The sequence below is a fragment of the Bradyrhizobium sp. CB2312 genome (genome assembly GCF_029714425.1).
Classification (GTDB): Bacteria; Pseudomonadota; Alphaproteobacteria; order Rhizobiales; family Xanthobacteraceae; genus Bradyrhizobium.
Map to the genome: position 1 here is coordinate 3,976,073 of NZ_CP121668.1, position 14,684 is coordinate 3,990,756.

Genomic DNA, 14,684 nt, shown 5'->3' on the forward strand with positions numbered 1-14,684 from the left:
CGTGAAGCTCGCGATCCTGCACGAACTCAACGCCGAACGCGCCGCGCGCCGGCCGGCGATTCTGGTGACGGACACCGAGAGCGGCGAGCAGCGCCTGGTCAAGGCCGCAGACTTCGCCAAGGACCCGCTGCGGGCTGAATTGGAAAAGCAGCTTCGCATGGGCAAGAGCGCCAATGTCGAGGCCGGCGGCAAGAAGCTCTTCCTCAACGTCTACGCGCCGACCGCAAAGCTCGTCATCATCGGCGCGGTCCATATCAGCCAGGCCCTGGCGCCGCTGGCGCGCTCGCTCGGCTATGACGTCACCGTCGTCGATCCGCGCACGGCCTTTGCCAGCCCGGAGCGCTTTCCCGACATTCCGCTCGTTGCCGAATGGCCCGACACGGCGCTGCCGCCGCTCAATGTCGATGCCTATACGGCGTTCGTCGCGGTGACGCACGATCCCAAGATCGACGATCCCGCGCTGCTGCACGCCTTCGAGCGCAACTGCTTCTATATCGGCGCGCTCGGCTCGCGGAAGACGCATGCCAAGCGCGGCGACCGGCTGCGGGCGCAGGGCGCCAAGGAAAGCGACATCGCGCGCATCCACGCGCCCATTGGCCTTGCGATCGGCGCGGTCTCGCCGTCCGAGATCGCGGTCGCCATCATGGCCGAGATCACGGCAGTGCTGCGTCTGCCACCAAAAGAAAAAGAAGAAGCGGCATGAAGTTCGGACCGGCGAGCCCCAGAGATGCAATCGGCGGGGTGACCGTCCATACCCTGCGCCAGGGTCCGCTGGTGCTGAAGAAGGGCACGACGATCGGGTCTGCCGAGGTCGAGGCGCTCGAGCGCGCCGGCATCCAGGATATCGTCGTGGTGCGCATGGAGCAGGGCGACGTCTCCGAGGACGTCGCGGCCGCCAGCATTGCGCTTGCCATCGGCGGCGAGGGCATCCATGTCGAGCGCGCCTTCACCGGCCGCGCAAATCTGTTCGCTGCGCAGCCGGGCGTGCTGGTGATCGACCGTGCCGCGGTCGACCGCATCAACAATATCGACGAGGCCATCACCTTTGCCACGCTCACCGCCTACAAGCCGGTGGTCGAGGGCGAGATGGTCGGCACCGTCAAGATCATCCCGTTCGGGGTCGAAGGGACCTTGCGCGATGCCGCGGTGAAGGCCGCCGGCAGGGACGTGCTGAAGATTGCGCCCTATGTCATCAAGCGCGTCGGCGTGGTCTCGACGCTGCTGCCGGGCCTCTCTTCGAAGGTGGTCGACAAGACCCTGCGCGTCACCGCCGAGCGGCTCGCGCCGGCCGGCGCCAGCATCATCGCCGAGCGGCGGGTCCAGCACGACGAACATGCGCTGTCGGTCGCGATCAAGGAATTGCTCGGGCTCGGCGCCGAGCTCGTCATTGTGTTCGGCGCGTCCGCGATCGCCGACCGTCGCGACGTCATTCCGGCGGCCGTGACCGGCATCGGCGGCGAGATCGAGCATTTCGGCATGCCGGTTGATCCCGGCAATCTCTTGCTGATCGCGCGCGCCGGCGGTGTGCCGGTGCTGGGCGCGCCGGGCTGCGCCCGCTCGCCGGTCGAGAATGGGTTTGACTGGGTGCTGATGCGGCTGCTCGCCGGCATCAAGGTGACGCGGTCCGAGCTGATGGGCATGGGCGTCGGCGGCCTCTTGATGGAGATCGTGACGCGCCCGCAGCCGCGCGCCAAGCCCGAGACCGAGGGCAATAGCCAGGTTGCGGCTATCGTGCTCGCGGCGGGCCGCTCGACCCGCATGGGCGGGCCGAACAAGCTGCTCGCCGAGCTCGATGGCAAGAAGCTGGTGCGGATCGCCACCGAGCAGGCGCTGGCATCCAAGGCATCCGAGGTGATCGTCGTCACCGGCCATCAGACCGAGCTGGTCGAGCAGGCGCTGCAGGGCTTGAAGGTGCGCTTCGTCAAGAACCCGGATTTCGCCGGCGGCATCGCGAGCTCGGTCAAGGCCGGCATCGCCGCCGTGCCGGAGACCTGCGACGGCGCAATCGTCTGTCTCGGCGACATGCCGCTGATCGATGCCGGCCTGATCGATCGCCTCATCGACAGTTTTGCCCCGGACCGTGGCAACCTGATCGTCGTGCCTGTCAGCGAAGGCCGCCGCGGCAATCCCGTGCTGTGGTCGCGCCGCTTCTTCAGGGAGTTAATGACGCTCGACGGCGATGTTGGCGCACGGCACCTGATCGCCAAGCACACAGAGGCGGTTGCCGAAGTGCCCGTGGATGGCGAGAGCGCCTTCCTCGACATCGACACGCCGCAGGCGCTGGAAGCGGCACGCCGCGGCTGACGCTGGCGTAGGATGGGCAAAGGCGCGAAGCGCCGTGCCCAACATCTCGTCGCATCGTGATCGCTGACTGGTGGTGGGCACGCTTCCGCCGTCGCTCTTCGAGCTATGGCGGACAAGTCGCTTGCCCACCCTACGGCGCTCCTGATCGCGGAGAGTGGCGTGCGTGTCTGCTACAGGCCGCCCACGACCTTGAGCACCAGGCTTGGAGCAGGTCCCGAAACATCGTGGACTAGCGTTGCCATCATGGCATCGCTTTCGCAGGTGAACGCCTGGCTGAGCGCATAGGTTCGGCCGGTCAGCGTGAAGGCCAGCTTGATGCCGCCGCAGGTGTGCTCCACGCTGGTCTTTTTCGATGAGCGGACCGATTGGAAGAGGTCGTGCAGACCAGTTCCGGCCAGCAGCGGCACTTTCTCACAGGCGTCACAGCCGCTCGGGAGCTGCTTGGTCAGTTCAGCCACATCGCTGGGGGCACTGAGAAATGTCTCGGACAGCAGGATCGTCGGCGAAAGCCGGAGCAGGCGCGTCTGCAACAGGCGGATGTCCGGATCGAGATTGAGCTCCTTGGCGCTCTTGACGTACCGGCCGATCTTGTCAACGAGAGCCGGATCCTGAACCTCTTGAAGCCTGACTTCGTTGACGGCATCTGCCGGCGCCAGCACGGCGATCATGGCGGCGTCTTTCGGCGGCTGGGTGGCGACCTGTAGCCGTGTGCTGGTTGCAATGCCGTTCTGGAATTCCTCGTTCTTGTTCGAGAACCTTTCCTTCGGCTGGGCTGCGCTCTTCCAGTCCTTGGCGATCACCGTGACCTGCGCGCCCTTCGGGATTGTCCCGTACACGCAGACGGAAGATGGTCCTCGCCCTGGGCAGAGGTAGGCGTCGCGAAAAGCTCCGCCTTGTTGCTCGGCGGAGCAAACATGTGTCGTCGACAAGATGGCGAGTATGACGAGTGACAAGGACTTCATCACGATCAGGCTTCTCCTCCCGGACCACAGCGGTCAGCCTACTTAGGCGGACGCAATGATGCCAGAGGGGCGGGGCATGCGATGTCGTCGGCAAGCCGCATGCCGTCATCAAAAGGATCGCGGCAGCGAGCGGGGTAGTCAGCCGGCTTCGTCCGCCGCAGCTCTACGACGTCGGCGGACAAGTCGCCAACCTATCCGAAGCTGATCGCGCTGCTCGTCTATTTCTTGGTGTTCGACAGCTTCTCGACGCCGGACTTCAGACTGACGCCTTCCTTCATCAGCAGGGCCTTGTCGCCGCTGTTGAACGTGAACGTGTCAGCGCCCGCGCTGATGCCGTTCCAAGCCACCGTTTCGGCCAGCGACAGATACCACAATCCCTGGAATCCCGCCGAATTGTTCAACTGCCCGGTCCAGACGGTGGTCGAGCCGCAGCCGACGAAATTCACCGAGAAGCTGATCGCGGTGCCGGTGTTGCCGTAGACAAGCCAACCGGTCACGCCTTGCGGCTTGCCCTCATCGCAGCTGTTCGCCGCGTTGTTGGTGTAGGTCCCTGCGATTGCGCCCGTGCTCTGGTTGAAGCTGGTGATGGCCAGTGTCGAGCCGTACTGGTTGGTCCAGGTCCAGTTCACGCTCTGCGCCTGCGCCGATCCGATCAGGCACGCCGATACAAGTAGTCCCAACAGCATTCCTTTGCCGTGACGCATGGTCGTTTCCTCCGGATCTCTGATTGGAGCTGATAATCTGCGACTACCTTAAATGATGCGATTGAATAATACAACTAAAAGATGTATAGAGCGGTTTGTTCGTCCGCGCGGCTTTTCAACCACCCGTTCACCAAGTGGAAACGACCGCCGCTTAGAGTCCCCTCCACCTGCCTTGGGGGGAGGGGCTTTCCATGACTTCAAATGCCGTCGCGCGCCGTTGCGCGATGTTTTTCTTTGCGCTGTCGGTTTGTGTCGCGGGCGCTCGCCACGTCACGGATGCGCACGCGGCCGGCGCCATTGCGGTCGGCAAGTGCGGCGCCTATGGCCAGGCCTATGATTACGGCGCCGAGCACGAAGCGCGCGCCGCGGCGCAGAAGCAGTGCAAGGGCGATTGCACAACGGTGACGATGAAGCGCGCCTGCGCTGCGATGTCGGTCGATATGACCAACCCCTGCGGCGCCTATGGCTACGCCGTCAAGCCGAAGATCGCCGCCTCGCTCAATGCCGCCACGCGCGAATGCTACAAATACGGCGGCAAGGAATGCGTGATCCGCGCCTGGGCCTGCGACGCCAAGGGCTGATTCCTCTTGCTGTCGTTCCGGGGCGATGCGTAGCATCGAGCCCGGAATGACAGCCGAGGAAGCATATGCAGTTCGACACCAAGATCGCCGTCGTGATCCGTACCGACCTTCAGGCCTGGCAGAAGCTCAACGTCGCGTCCTTTCTCACCAGCGGCATCGCAGCTGCGTTTCCCGAATGTATCGGCGATCCCTATGAGGACGCTTCAAGCACGAAATATCTGCCGCTGATCGGCCAGCCGATCCTGATCTACGGCGCCGACGGCCCCGCGCTGTCGCGGGCACTCGACCGCGCGCTGACGCGCAATGTGAAGCCGGCGGTCTATACCGAGGACATGTTCAAGACCACGCATGACGCCGCCAATCGTGAGGCGGTGAGGGCCGTGGCGCGCACCGATCTCAACCTCGTCGGGATCGCGATGCGCGCCGAGCGCAAGGTGATCGACAAGATCGTCGATGGCTTGAAGTTCCATAACTGACGTGACGTCCACTTAGCCTTCACGTCCCTGTCATCATGCTATCCGCGCCACATAAAGTTGCGCCGTTTGACTCCGATCAAGGGCACGCCGCGCGGCATCGCTAGTCTGCCCTTCGTATTGCAACGGAGCAGACAGATGCCGACCATGAAAGCCGCCATCGTCAAACAATTCGGCAAACCGCTGGTGATCGAGGACGTGCCGGTGCCGCAGCCCGGCCCCGGCGAGGTCCTGGTCAAGGTGAAAGCGTGCGGCGTCTGCCACACCGACCTGCACGCTGCCGCCGGCGACTGGCCGGTGAAGCCGGCACCGCCCTTCATTCCCGGCCATGAGGCCGCCGGCATCGTCGCCGCGCTCGGGCCCGGCGTGAAAAATCTGAAGATCGGCGATGCCGTCGGCGTCGCCTGGCTGCACGATGCGTGCATGGCTTGCGAATATTGCCAGACCGGCTGGGAGACGCTGTGCGAGCACCAGCACAACACCGGCTACAGCGTGAACGGCGGGTTTGCCGAATACGTCATCGCCTCGGCCGCCTTCGCCGCCAAGCTGCCGGCGACGATCGACTTCGCTGCCATCGCGCCGATCCTCTGCGCCGGCGTCACCACCTACAAGGGACTGAAGGAGACCGACGCGCGGCCCGGCGAGTGGGTCGCGATCTCAGGCGTCGGCGGGCTTGGTCATGTCGCGATCCAGTACGCCAAGGCGATGGGGTTCAAGATCGCCGCCATCGATATCGCCGAGGACAAGCTTGCGCTCGCACGCGAGTCTGGTGCGGATCTCGCGGTCAACGCGCTTGAAGCCGATGCCGTGGACAAGGTGCTGACGGCGACCGGAGGAGGGGCCCACGGCGTGCTGGTGACGGCGGTCTCGACCGCGGCGTTCGCGCAGGCGCTGAAGATGGTGCGCCGCAAGGGCACCGTCAGCCTCGTCGGCTTGCCGCCGGGCGAATTCCCGACGCCGATCTTCGACGTCGTGCTCAAGCGCATCACCGTGCGCGGCTCCATCGTCGGCACGAGGCGCGATCTCGACGAAGCCATCGCCTTCGCCGCCGACGGCAAGGTCAAGGCCGAGGTGACGAAGGTGCCGCTTGCGCAAATCAACGACGTCTTCGATCGGATGAAGGCCGGCAAGATCGACGGCCGCATGGTGCTGGATTTTGCCTAAAGCGTTTTCGAGCGAAGTGGATACCGGTTCGGGTAAAGAAAACGCGTCAAAACAGGAATCTGGCGCCTCAGCCCGGCGGCATGCCTGCGAATGTTGGCAAGTTGGGATCGAGGCGATCCCAATCATGGGCGCGCGCGGCGTAAGTCACGGCTTGCGGCTTGTAGCGGGCCGGCTCGTCGAGGCTAGCGGCGCGGATCGTGAAGATCTCGGGCATGGCGGCGAAGGTCATGTAGACCGGCAGGCCGCACTGCGGACAGAAGCCGCGCGTCTTCACATTGCCGCTGTCGCCGACCATGTCCCAGTGCTTCGCCTCGCCGGTCAGCGTGACGCCGGCGCGCGCGAAGGTCGCGTACGAGCCGTGTCCGCTGCCGCTTTCGCGCTGGCAGTCCCGGCACTGGCAGTGATTGCTGAAGAGGGGATCACCGATGATCGAATAGCGGATCGCGCCGCAGGCGCAGCCGCCGGTAAAGGGCTTTGTCATCGCGATAACTCCTCACTTCTCGCCGCTGATCTCATCGAGCTGGCGAACAACCTTCTTCCAGCCGCCGCTCATGACCGTGTAGGCCGACTCGTTCCTCGGCAGGTCGAAGCCGGCATGAACGAGCCGGATCCGCGTGCCGGCCTCGACCGGGGTGAGGGACCACGTCACGACGGTGTCGAGCGGCGCGCCGTAGCCGATGTTGCGCGCATCGCCGCCCTTCCAGGCGTAGACGAGGCGGCGGTTCACCACGACTTCGAGAACGCGGCATTGGATGACGCCATCCCAATTGCCGCCCGGGGTGGTCTGGAACGTAAAGGCCTTGCCTTCGACCGCTTCGAAGCCGGTCGGCTGCATCAGCCAGCGCGCGATCAATTGCGCATTGGTCAGCACCTTCCAGACGGTCTCCGGCGCATGAGGGAGCACCTCGTCGATGACGATGTCCTTGGTCTCGGCTTGCAACGCGGCTGCATTCACGGGTCGATCTCCTTCAAGAGGTCACGCAGGTTCTGGAAGCGCTCGCGCCAGAACACGCCGTAATAGTCCATCCAGGTGACCAGCGGCTCCAGTCCTTGCGGCGCGGCGCGGTAATAGACGTTGCGGCCCTCGGCGCGCTCGGCGACGAGGCCGGCCTGCTTGAGCGACTTCAGGTGCTGCGAGACGGCTCCCTGCGTGACGCCACTGCCGCGCGTCAGCTCGGCGACGCTGATCTCCTTGCTCTCGAACACACGCTCGAACACGGCGCGGCGGGTCGGATCGGCGAGGGCGCGCATCACGGTGGTGACGGGATTTGGGGCGGCTTCGATCATGACAGTTCAATTAGCAAATGCTAATGCATTAGTCAATGCTAATTTGTTTGCTGAATAGAGCCCGTCCCTGACTTGACTATGACTGACTAGTCAGTCATAAATTGAAGATGCCCAAGAAGTCGACCAAAGCCTCCATGCCGCCGGCAGCTCGCGCCAACGCGAACGTCCCGGTAGCGAGCGAGGAGGGACCTGCCTCGAACCGTGCCACACGCGCGGCGGAGCGGCGCGCGGCGATCGTGGAGGCCGCGATGGAGGAGTTCATCGCGCGCGGCTTCGCGGCGACGCGGCTCGACGACATTGCCAAGCGCGCCGGTGTCGCCAAGGGCACGATCTACCTGCACTTCAAGGACAAGGAATCGATGTTCGAGGAGCTGGTACGCATCGTCATCGTGCCTGTGGTGGCGCGATTGGCCGAATTGCCGCCGCCAGCGGGCTCGGTGCGCGATCTCGTCGAGGCCTTCGCCCGCAACTTCCTGAAGGAAGTGATCGGCACGAGGCGCGGCGATCTGGTGCGCCTGATCGTGGCGGAGGGGCCGCGCTTTCCCTCCGTCGCCGATTTCTACTACCGCGAGGTCGTCTCGCGCGGCATCGCCACGATGCGCACCCTGATCGAGCTCGGCATCGCTCGCGGCGAGATCCGGGAGAAGGACCTTGCGCGCTATCCGCAGATCCTGGTCGCGCCGGCGATGATCGCGGTGATCTGGCAGAGCCTGTTTGCGCGGCACGCGCCGCTCGATGCGCAGGACATGCTGCGCGTCCATCTCGATTTGATTTTTGGCGAACGGAGGACGACATGAGGTCGTCGCGGGTATTTTTGACATTTGCATTGGCCCTCGTGCTCGGAACCGGCCTCGCCGGCTGTAATGAGAAGCGCGATCCCGGCTTCCAGGGTTGGGTCGAGGCCGACATGATCTTCGTCAGCCCGGATGAGGCGGGCCGGGTGACGAAGCTGAACGTGCGCGAGGGCGACGAGGTCAAGGTTGGCGATCACCTCTATTCGGTCGATGACGATCTCCAGCTCGCCGACCTCAACCAGAACAAGGCGACGCTGGCGAATGCGCAGCAGACCTATGATCGCGCGGCCTCGCTGAGCAAGACCGGATCGGGCACGCAGGCCAATCTCGACTCCGCGGTGTCGGCCTTGCGCGTTGCCGAGGCGCGGGTGGCGACGTCGGAGACGCGGATGGCGCGGCGCAAGGGCTTTGCGCCGGTCGCCGGCACCATCCAGCAGATCTATTTTCGTGAGGGCGAGATGGTGGCGGCACAGCGACCGGTGCTGTCGATCATGCCGCCCGGTAACATGAAGCTGCGCTTCTTCGTGCCGGAGACCGAGCTGCCGAAGCTTACGATCGGCGACACGGTGCGGATCGCCTGCGACAATTGCGCCGCCGATCTCACCGCCAAGATCTACTTCATCGCGACCTCGGCGGAATACACCCCGCCCGTCATCTACAGCCTCGAGGAGCGCAACAAGCTGGTCTATCTGATCCAGGCGCGGCCCTCGCGTCCCGACGCCTTGCGCGTCGGCCAGCCGATCAACGTCTATCTCAACCCCAAGACGCCGGTGGCGGACAAGCGATGAACGGCAATAGCGACATCGCGATCGACGTCAAGGGCCTCACCAAATCGTTCGGCGGGCGTGAGGTCGTGCACGATCTGTCGATGCAGGTGAAGCGCGGCTCGATCTACGGCTTCCTCGGGCCGAACGGGTCGGGCAAGACCACGACCATCCGCATCCTCTGCGGCCTGCTGACGCCCGACAGCGGCGAGGGCACCTGCCTCGGCTACGACATCCTTAAGGACGCTGAGAAGATCAAGCGCCAGGTCGGCTACATGACGCAGCGCTTCAGCCTGTATCAGGACCTCTCGGTGCGCGAGAACCTCGAATTTGTTGCGCGGCTCTATGGCCTTGCCGATGCGCGCGGCGCCGCGCGCGACATGATCAAGCGGCTCGGGCTCTCGGGGCGCGAGGAGCAGCTCGCGGGCGAGCTCTCAGGCGGCTGGAAGCAGCGGCTGGCGCTGGGTGCATGCACGCTGCCCAATCCGAAGCTGCTACTGCTGGACGAGCCGACCGCCGGCGTCGATCCCAAGGCCCGGCGCGATTTCTGGAACGAGATCCACGCGCTCGCGGCAGAAGGGCTCACCGTGCTGGTCTCGACCCACTACATGGACGAAGCCGAGCGCTGCCACGAGATTGCCTACATCGCCTACGGCCATTTGCTGACCCATGGCACGGTCGAGGAGGTGATCGCGGGATCCGCGCTCTCGACCTACACCGTCACCGGCGAGGACCTGAACGGCCTCACGGCCGAACTCACCGGCAAGCCCGGCATCGACATGGTGGCGCCGTTCGGCACCTCGTTGCACGTCTCGGGGCGCGACGTCGCCGCGCTCGAAGCCAGCATCGCGCCCTGGCGCGAGAAAAGCGGCCTGCACTGGCACAAATCCTCGCCCTCGCTCGAAGACGTCTTCATCGAGCTGATGAGCCGCTCCAAGGACAATTTCCAATGAGCGCTGCCGATCAAGCCGCACCACGGCACGAAATCCGCGAACGCTTCGGCTTCTGGAAGCGCTCCTACGCGATGCTGATCAAGGAGTTCATCCAGCTGAGGCGCGACCGCGTCTCGTTCGCGATGATCGTGATGCTGCCGGTGATGCAGCTTCTGTTGTTCGGCTATGCCATCAACACCACGCCGCACCATCTGCCGAGCGCAGTGCTGCTCCAGGAGGATTCCGATCTTGCCCGCTCGATCCTGAAGGCGCTGGAGAACACTGCCTATTTCCGCTTCATCTACGAGGTGCACGACGTCGACGATTTCGACAATCTGCTGAAATCCGGCAAAGTGCTATTCGGGGTCGAGATCCCGCGCGGTTTCGAGCGGGCGGTGCGGCGCGGCGACAAGCCGGCGCTGCTGGTCGCGGCCGACGCCACCGACCCCGTGGCGGCCAGCTCCGCGCTCGGCTCGCTCGGCAAGGTGGTGCAGACCGCGCTCGCGCACGATCTCTACATCGGCGATCCCCCGGAGATGCCGTTCGAGATCCGAGCGCATGCCCGCTACAATCCGGCAGCGGCCTCCAGCCTCAACATCGTGCCGGGCCTCGTCGGTACCATCCTCACCATGACCATGCTGATCTTCACCGCGCTGTCGGTCACGCGCGAGGTCGAGCGCGGCACCATGGAAAGCCTGTTGTCGATGCCGATCAAGCCGGTCGAGGTGATGTTCGGCAAGATCATCCCTTACGTGCTGGTCGGCTTCGTCCAGGCCTTTCTCATCATCGGCATCGGCGTGCTCCTGTTCGGCGTGCCCGTGCTCGGCAATCTGTTCCTGCTGGCGCTGCTCTCGACGCTGTTCATCACCACCAATCTCGCGATCGGCTACACGATCTCGACCGTGGTGCAGAACCAGCTCCAGGCCATGCAGATGTCGATGATGTTCTTCCTGCCGAGCATCCTGCTGTCCGGCTTCATGTTCCCGTTCGCGGGCATGCCGGCCTGGGCGCAATATCTCGGCGAAGGCCTGCCGCTGACGCATTATTTGCGCATCGTCCGCGCCATCATGCTGAAGGGCGCGACCATGCAGAACCTGCGGTTCGACGCCCTGGCGCTGGCGGCCCTGATGCTGCTCGCCATGGTCATCGCCGTGACGCGCTTCCGCCGCACGCTGGATTGAGGCAAACTGTTCCCGATGTCATTCCGGAGCGATGCGATAGCATCGAGCCCGGAATCTCGAGATTGCGGGTTCACGCTTGCGCGCGGCCCGGAACGAGCAGGGGGAATGATGGCGAGGTTTGCGAGCAGGAAGGCGCGGCAGCATGCCGTGCTCTCGGAGGATTTCGAGCGCGAGCTGACGCGGGAGGTGCTGCGCACCGAGCTGTTGCGGGTGCGGACACTGATCATCACCGGCTGCGTTATGGTCTTGTTCCTCACCTCGACCTTCCTGATCGACCCTGCTCTCGTGAACCGAGTCTGGCGCGGGACAGAGGGCCTCGTCCGCGAATACATCCTTTTAGGAGGCTTCATCCTCTTCGAAGCCTGGGTTCACGGCCAGATCAGGCGAAACCTGAAGCTCGATCGCGACCTCCCGGTGATCAGGCGCTATGTCGGCGCCTTCATCGAAACGTCGCTGCCGACGATCATCCTGATCCTGCAGATCCGCAGCATGGGCGCTGGGCCCGCGCTCGGTTTCGTGCTGCCGCTGGTCTATTTCATCTTCGTCATTCTTTCGACGCTGCGGCTCGATTTCTGGCTGTCGACCTTCACGGGATTTGTGGCTGGAGCCCAGCTCCTGGCTGTCGCGCTGTATTACAATTCGGTGAACGACGCCGGCGAGCCCCTGATCTACTTCCACGCAGTGCGCAGCACGGTCATCCTGATCTGCGGCGTGCTTGCGGGCTCCGTCGGCGCGCAGCTCCGCCGCCAGTTTGCCGCGAGCATCGCAGCGGCCACCGCGCGCGACCGCGTGACGAACCTGTTCGGCCAGCACGTGTCCCCGCAAGTTGTGGAGCGGCTGATGGCAACGGGAACTACTGCGAGTGGTGACGTCCGCCGCGTCGCCGTGATGTTCGTGGATTTCCGCGGCTTCACCGCCGGTGCGCAGTCGCGCACGCCGCAGGAGGTGGTCGACCGGCTCGACGGCGCCTTCGCCGTGCTGGTCGACATCCTCGACCGCGAGGGTGGCATCGTGAACAAGTTTCTCGGTGACGGCTTTCTCGCCCTGTTCGGTGCGCCGCTGGAGGCCTCGGATGCCGCGCATCGCGCGGTCGCGGCCGGCCGCGAGATGCTGACCGCGATGGACCGCATCAATGCAGAGACGAGCTGGCCGCTGCGGATCGGCATCGGCATCCATTTCGGCGAGGTCGTCGCCGGCAATATCGGCTCGCCCCGGCGCAAGGAATACACTGTGATCGGCGACACCGTGAACTTCGCCTCGCGGCTGGAGGCGCTGAACAAGGAGTTCGGCTCGCAGCTGTTGATCTCCGCATCCGTGCGCGAGGCGCTCGGCGATGACGGCAAGGACGCCGTCGCGCTCGGCGAAGTCGAGGTGCGCGGCTACGAGCAGAAGGTCGCGGTGTATCAACTGGGGTAGCGCGACTTCAAATGTCAGTCGCGTTTCGTTGAAGCGGATCGCGTTCCGTTGAAGGCGCGTGATGAAATATCCTTGGTAGCCTTCGGGTCTTGCACAGTGAAAGCCGAAACATCTCGGCTTTCACTTGTCATCCGGAGAAAGCCAATGACCCGATTGTCTCTTGTTGCGACCGCTCTGATCGCTGCCGCCGTCTACCAGACCCAGGCCGCTGCGGCGCGCGACGTCGCCCCACGGCGCGCCGCGACCCAGGCGACGGCGGACTGCGTCAGGGCTCCGGCAGAAGGCTCGTATGCTTCTGCGCCCTACAGGCAGCCGCCGTGCCTGCCGAACGCGGCGTACACCTACGCGTATCCGTACTAGCGATCACGACGGACGAGGCCGGGCTGGCGGACTCTGCCAGCCCGGCCTCGCGAACGGTTGCGCCTTCGTCTACCAACGCGTCATTCGCCATTGCTCCGATTGCTCCGAATTTTGGGGCATGACGGACGATGTCGCCGGCCTGTAGACTGCCGCGCGATGCGGCCGGTCGTGGCCGCGACTTGCATGGGGAAGTGACGATGCAGCGCCGCTACATCACCGTCGACGTGTTCACCGACCGCGCCTTCGGCGGCAACCAGCTCGCCGTGGTGCTCGATGCCGGCGGGCTTTCGACCACGCAGATGCAGGCGATCGCGACCGAGTTCAACTATTCCGAGACGACCTTCGTGCTGCCGCCGCGCGACAAGGCCAATGACGCCGAGGTGCGCATCTTCACGCCGGTGCAGGAGATCGCCTTTGCCGGCCATCCCAATGTCGGCACCGCCTTCGTGCTGGCCTCGATGGCGAAAGAGCCGAAGCTGCGGCTGCTGTTCGAGGAGAAGGCCGGGCTCGTACCTGTCAAGATCGTGCGGGATCAGGGCCGGGTGATCAGGACCGAACTCACCGCGCCGCAGTCTCTGGCGCGGCATGCGCCGCTGTCTCCCGCTGAAGCGGCCAGCTGCATTTCGCTTGGCGCAGATGACATCAAGATCGACAACCACGCACCGCATGTCGTTACCGTCGGAAACGCGTTCCTGGTGATGGAGCTGCATTCGCGCGAGGCGCTCAAGCGGGCCCGGCCCGATGCTGTGGCCTACGGCAAGGTCTTGCCGCGCGACGGTGCCCGCTCGGTGTGGTTCTATACGCGCGACGTGCCGCCAGCGGAGGCGCCTTGCGAGCGGCAGGCGCGGATGTTCATGCGCGGCGCCTCCGGGCTCGTCGAGGACCCCGCCACCGGCAGCGCCACGGTCGCCGCCGCGGCGCTGTTCGCCGATCTCGATCCCGCGCGTGACGGTGAACTGAAGCTCACTGTCGGCCAGGGCTTTGACATGGGCCGGCCCAGCATCCTCCAGACGTGCGTGCGCAAGCAGGGCGGCAAGATCGTCTCCGCCCATGTCGGCGGCAGCTGCGTGCAGATGATGGAGGGGACGTTCAAGCTGGCGGGGGAGGGCTGAATCGTCATTCCGGGGCGCGACGAAGTCGCGAGCCCGGAATCCATTCTTCCACCTGCGCTGCCGCTCAATGGATTCCGGGCTCGCGCTACGCGCGCCCCGGAATGACGGCAACAGCTACACCTGCCGTCCCGCCAAATTTTTCACCGCCACGCCATCGCGCTCCTCGATGATCTCCGCGATCATCTGGCGGTGGCAGTGGGTGTGATCGCGCTCGTAGCAGAGCAGGCACACGGGACCTGCCTTCTTCACCAGCGCCGAAAGCTCGTCCATCGCTTCCTTGGCTTCGGGCGCCTTCAGGTGCCTCGAGAAGACTTTCTCCAGCACGTCATATTGGCCGCTGCGCGCGGCAAGCCGCCCTTCCTTCGGCGTGCCGAGGGCTGCGAGATGGACATAGGCGATGCCGCGTTCGTCCAAGCCGGCGGCGAGCTGCTTCTTGGAAAAGCCCGGCCGGCGCGACGACGTCACCGCGCGCACGTCGACCACGAGCTTGACGCCGGCCTGCTCCAGCTCGTCCAGCACCGCCTTGGGCGGCGTCTGCTCATAGCCGATGGTGAAGAGCTTCTTCGCCTTTGCCATGAGACACCTCAGGTCACGACACGGGAGGTCGTCATGCCCGGGCTTGTCCCGGGCATCCACGTTCTTCGTGCCGC

The 14,684-nt window shown here is 64.8% G+C and carries 18 protein-coding genes; 12 read left to right on the top strand and 6 right to left on the bottom strand.

Annotated elements, in window-relative coordinates; all coding sequences use genetic code 11:
* Window position 1 precedes the first annotated feature (1 nt).
* Together QA642_RS19210 and QA642_RS19215 are read left to right on the top strand one after the other, a co-directional pair.
* A complete protein-coding gene (locus QA642_RS19210) occupies window positions 2-703 on the top strand; it encodes an XdhC family protein (RefSeq protein ID WP_283086025.1) in 702 nt (233 codons plus the stop codon).
* The gene (locus QA642_RS19215; RefSeq protein ID WP_283086026.1) at window positions 700-2,304 is read left to right on the top strand and encodes a molybdopterin-binding/glycosyltransferase family 2 protein; all 1,605 of its coding nucleotides are present in this window, start codon (window positions 700-702) and stop codon (window positions 2,302-2,304) included. Before QA642_RS19210 ends, QA642_RS19215 begins: the two co-directional genes overlap by 4 nt.
* Window positions 2,305-2,474: 170 nt before the next feature.
* Here the strand turns inward: QA642_RS19215 and QA642_RS19220 are convergent, their stop codons facing one another.
* Both QA642_RS19220 and QA642_RS19225 read right to left on the bottom strand, forming a co-directional pair.
* Complete coding sequence (locus QA642_RS19220) at window positions 2,475-3,104, bottom strand: hypothetical protein (RefSeq protein ID WP_283086027.1); 630 nt, start codon at window positions 3,102-3,104, stop codon at window positions 2,475-2,477.
* Between the two features lie 380 nt (window positions 3,105-3,484).
* Window positions 3,485-3,970 carry an avidin/streptavidin family protein gene (locus QA642_RS19225; protein ID WP_283086028.1) on the bottom strand — a complete coding sequence of 162 codons (486 nt, stop codon included), beginning with the start codon at window positions 3,968-3,970 and terminating at the stop codon, window positions 3,485-3,487.
* 191 nt (window positions 3,971-4,161) lie between these two features.
* On the opposite strand from QA642_RS19225, the gene QA642_RS19230 reads away from it, so the two are divergent.
* The 3 genes from QA642_RS19230 (at window position 4,162) to adhP (ending at window position 6,188) form a co-directional block, all read left to right on the top strand.
* The gene (locus QA642_RS19230) at window positions 4,162-4,551 is read left to right on the top strand and encodes a DUF4189 domain-containing protein (protein ID WP_283086029.1); all 390 of its coding nucleotides are present in this window, start codon (window positions 4,162-4,164) and stop codon (window positions 4,549-4,551) included.
* 65 nt (window positions 4,552-4,616) lie between these two features.
* The gene (locus QA642_RS19235; RefSeq protein ID WP_283086030.1) at window positions 4,617-5,027 is read left to right on the top strand and encodes a DUF2000 family protein; all 411 of its coding nucleotides are present in this window, start codon (window positions 4,617-4,619) and stop codon (window positions 5,025-5,027) included.
* A gap of 135 nt (window positions 5,028-5,162) precedes the next feature.
* Window positions 5,163-6,188, top strand: a complete 1,026-nt coding sequence (gene adhP / locus QA642_RS19240) for an alcohol dehydrogenase AdhP (protein WP_283086031.1) — start codon at window positions 5,163-5,165, stop codon at window positions 6,186-6,188.
* 67 nt (window positions 6,189-6,255) lie between these two features.
* Here the strand turns inward: adhP and QA642_RS19245 are convergent, their stop codons facing one another.
* From QA642_RS19245 to QA642_RS19255, 3 genes are read right to left on the bottom strand one after another with little or no spacing between them, the layout of a single operon-like run.
* On the bottom strand, window positions 6,256-6,669 hold the full coding sequence (locus QA642_RS19245) for a GFA family protein (protein WP_283086032.1): 414 nt from the start codon (window positions 6,667-6,669) through the stop codon (window positions 6,256-6,258).
* Between the two features lie 12 nt (window positions 6,670-6,681).
* Complete coding sequence (locus QA642_RS19250; RefSeq protein ID WP_283086033.1) at window positions 6,682-7,143, bottom strand: SRPBCC domain-containing protein; 462 nt, start codon at window positions 7,141-7,143, stop codon at window positions 6,682-6,684.
* Entirely contained in the window at window positions 7,140-7,475 is a 336-nt protein-coding gene (locus QA642_RS19255; RefSeq protein ID WP_283086034.1) for a metalloregulator ArsR/SmtB family transcription factor, read from the bottom strand. Before QA642_RS19255 ends, QA642_RS19250 begins: the two co-directional genes overlap by 4 nt.
* Before the next feature lie 107 nt (window positions 7,476-7,582).
* Here QA642_RS19255 and QA642_RS19260 point away from each other — a divergent pair, with 107 nt between their 5' ends.
* The 7 genes from QA642_RS19260 (at window position 7,583) to QA642_RS19290 (ending at window position 14,034) form a co-directional block, all read left to right on the top strand.
* On the top strand, window positions 7,583-8,272 hold the full coding sequence (locus tag QA642_RS19260) for a TetR/AcrR family transcriptional regulator (RefSeq protein ID WP_283086035.1): 690 nt from the start codon (window positions 7,583-7,585) through the stop codon (window positions 8,270-8,272).
* Window positions 8,269-9,057 (top strand): efflux RND transporter periplasmic adaptor subunit, encoded by a 789-nt coding sequence (locus QA642_RS19265; protein ID WP_283086036.1) that lies wholly within the window; start codon window positions 8,269-8,271, stop codon window positions 9,055-9,057. The genes QA642_RS19260 and QA642_RS19265 overlap by 4 nt, the downstream gene beginning before the upstream one ends.
* A complete protein-coding gene (locus QA642_RS19270; RefSeq protein ID WP_283086037.1) occupies window positions 9,054-9,986 on the top strand; it encodes an ABC transporter ATP-binding protein in 933 nt (310 codons plus the stop codon). Before QA642_RS19265 ends, QA642_RS19270 begins: the two co-directional genes overlap by 4 nt.
* On the top strand, window positions 9,983-11,146 hold the full coding sequence (locus tag QA642_RS19275; RefSeq protein WP_283086038.1) for an ABC transporter permease: 1,164 nt from the start codon (window positions 9,983-9,985) through the stop codon (window positions 11,144-11,146). The genes QA642_RS19270 and QA642_RS19275 overlap by 4 nt, the downstream gene beginning before the upstream one ends.
* A 108-nt stretch (window positions 11,147-11,254) precedes the next feature.
* Window positions 11,255-12,562: an adenylate/guanylate cyclase domain-containing protein gene (locus tag QA642_RS19280; protein WP_283086925.1), complete on the top strand. Its 1,308-nt coding sequence runs from the start codon at window positions 11,255-11,257 to the stop codon at window positions 12,560-12,562.
* A gap of 144 nt (window positions 12,563-12,706) precedes the next feature.
* A complete protein-coding gene (locus QA642_RS19285) occupies window positions 12,707-12,922 on the top strand; it encodes a hypothetical protein (RefSeq protein ID WP_283086039.1) in 216 nt (71 codons plus the stop codon).
* A gap of 197 nt (window positions 12,923-13,119) precedes the next feature.
* Complete coding sequence (locus QA642_RS19290; RefSeq protein WP_283086040.1) at window positions 13,120-14,034, top strand: PhzF family phenazine biosynthesis protein; 915 nt, start codon at window positions 13,120-13,122, stop codon at window positions 14,032-14,034.
* A 114-nt stretch (window positions 14,035-14,148) separates the two neighbouring features.
* Here the strand turns inward: QA642_RS19290 and QA642_RS19295 are convergent, their stop codons facing one another.
* On the bottom strand, window positions 14,149-14,610 hold the full coding sequence (locus QA642_RS19295; protein ID WP_283086041.1) for a DUF488 domain-containing protein: 462 nt from the start codon (window positions 14,608-14,610) through the stop codon (window positions 14,149-14,151).
* Window positions 14,611-14,684: the final 74 nt, after the last annotated feature.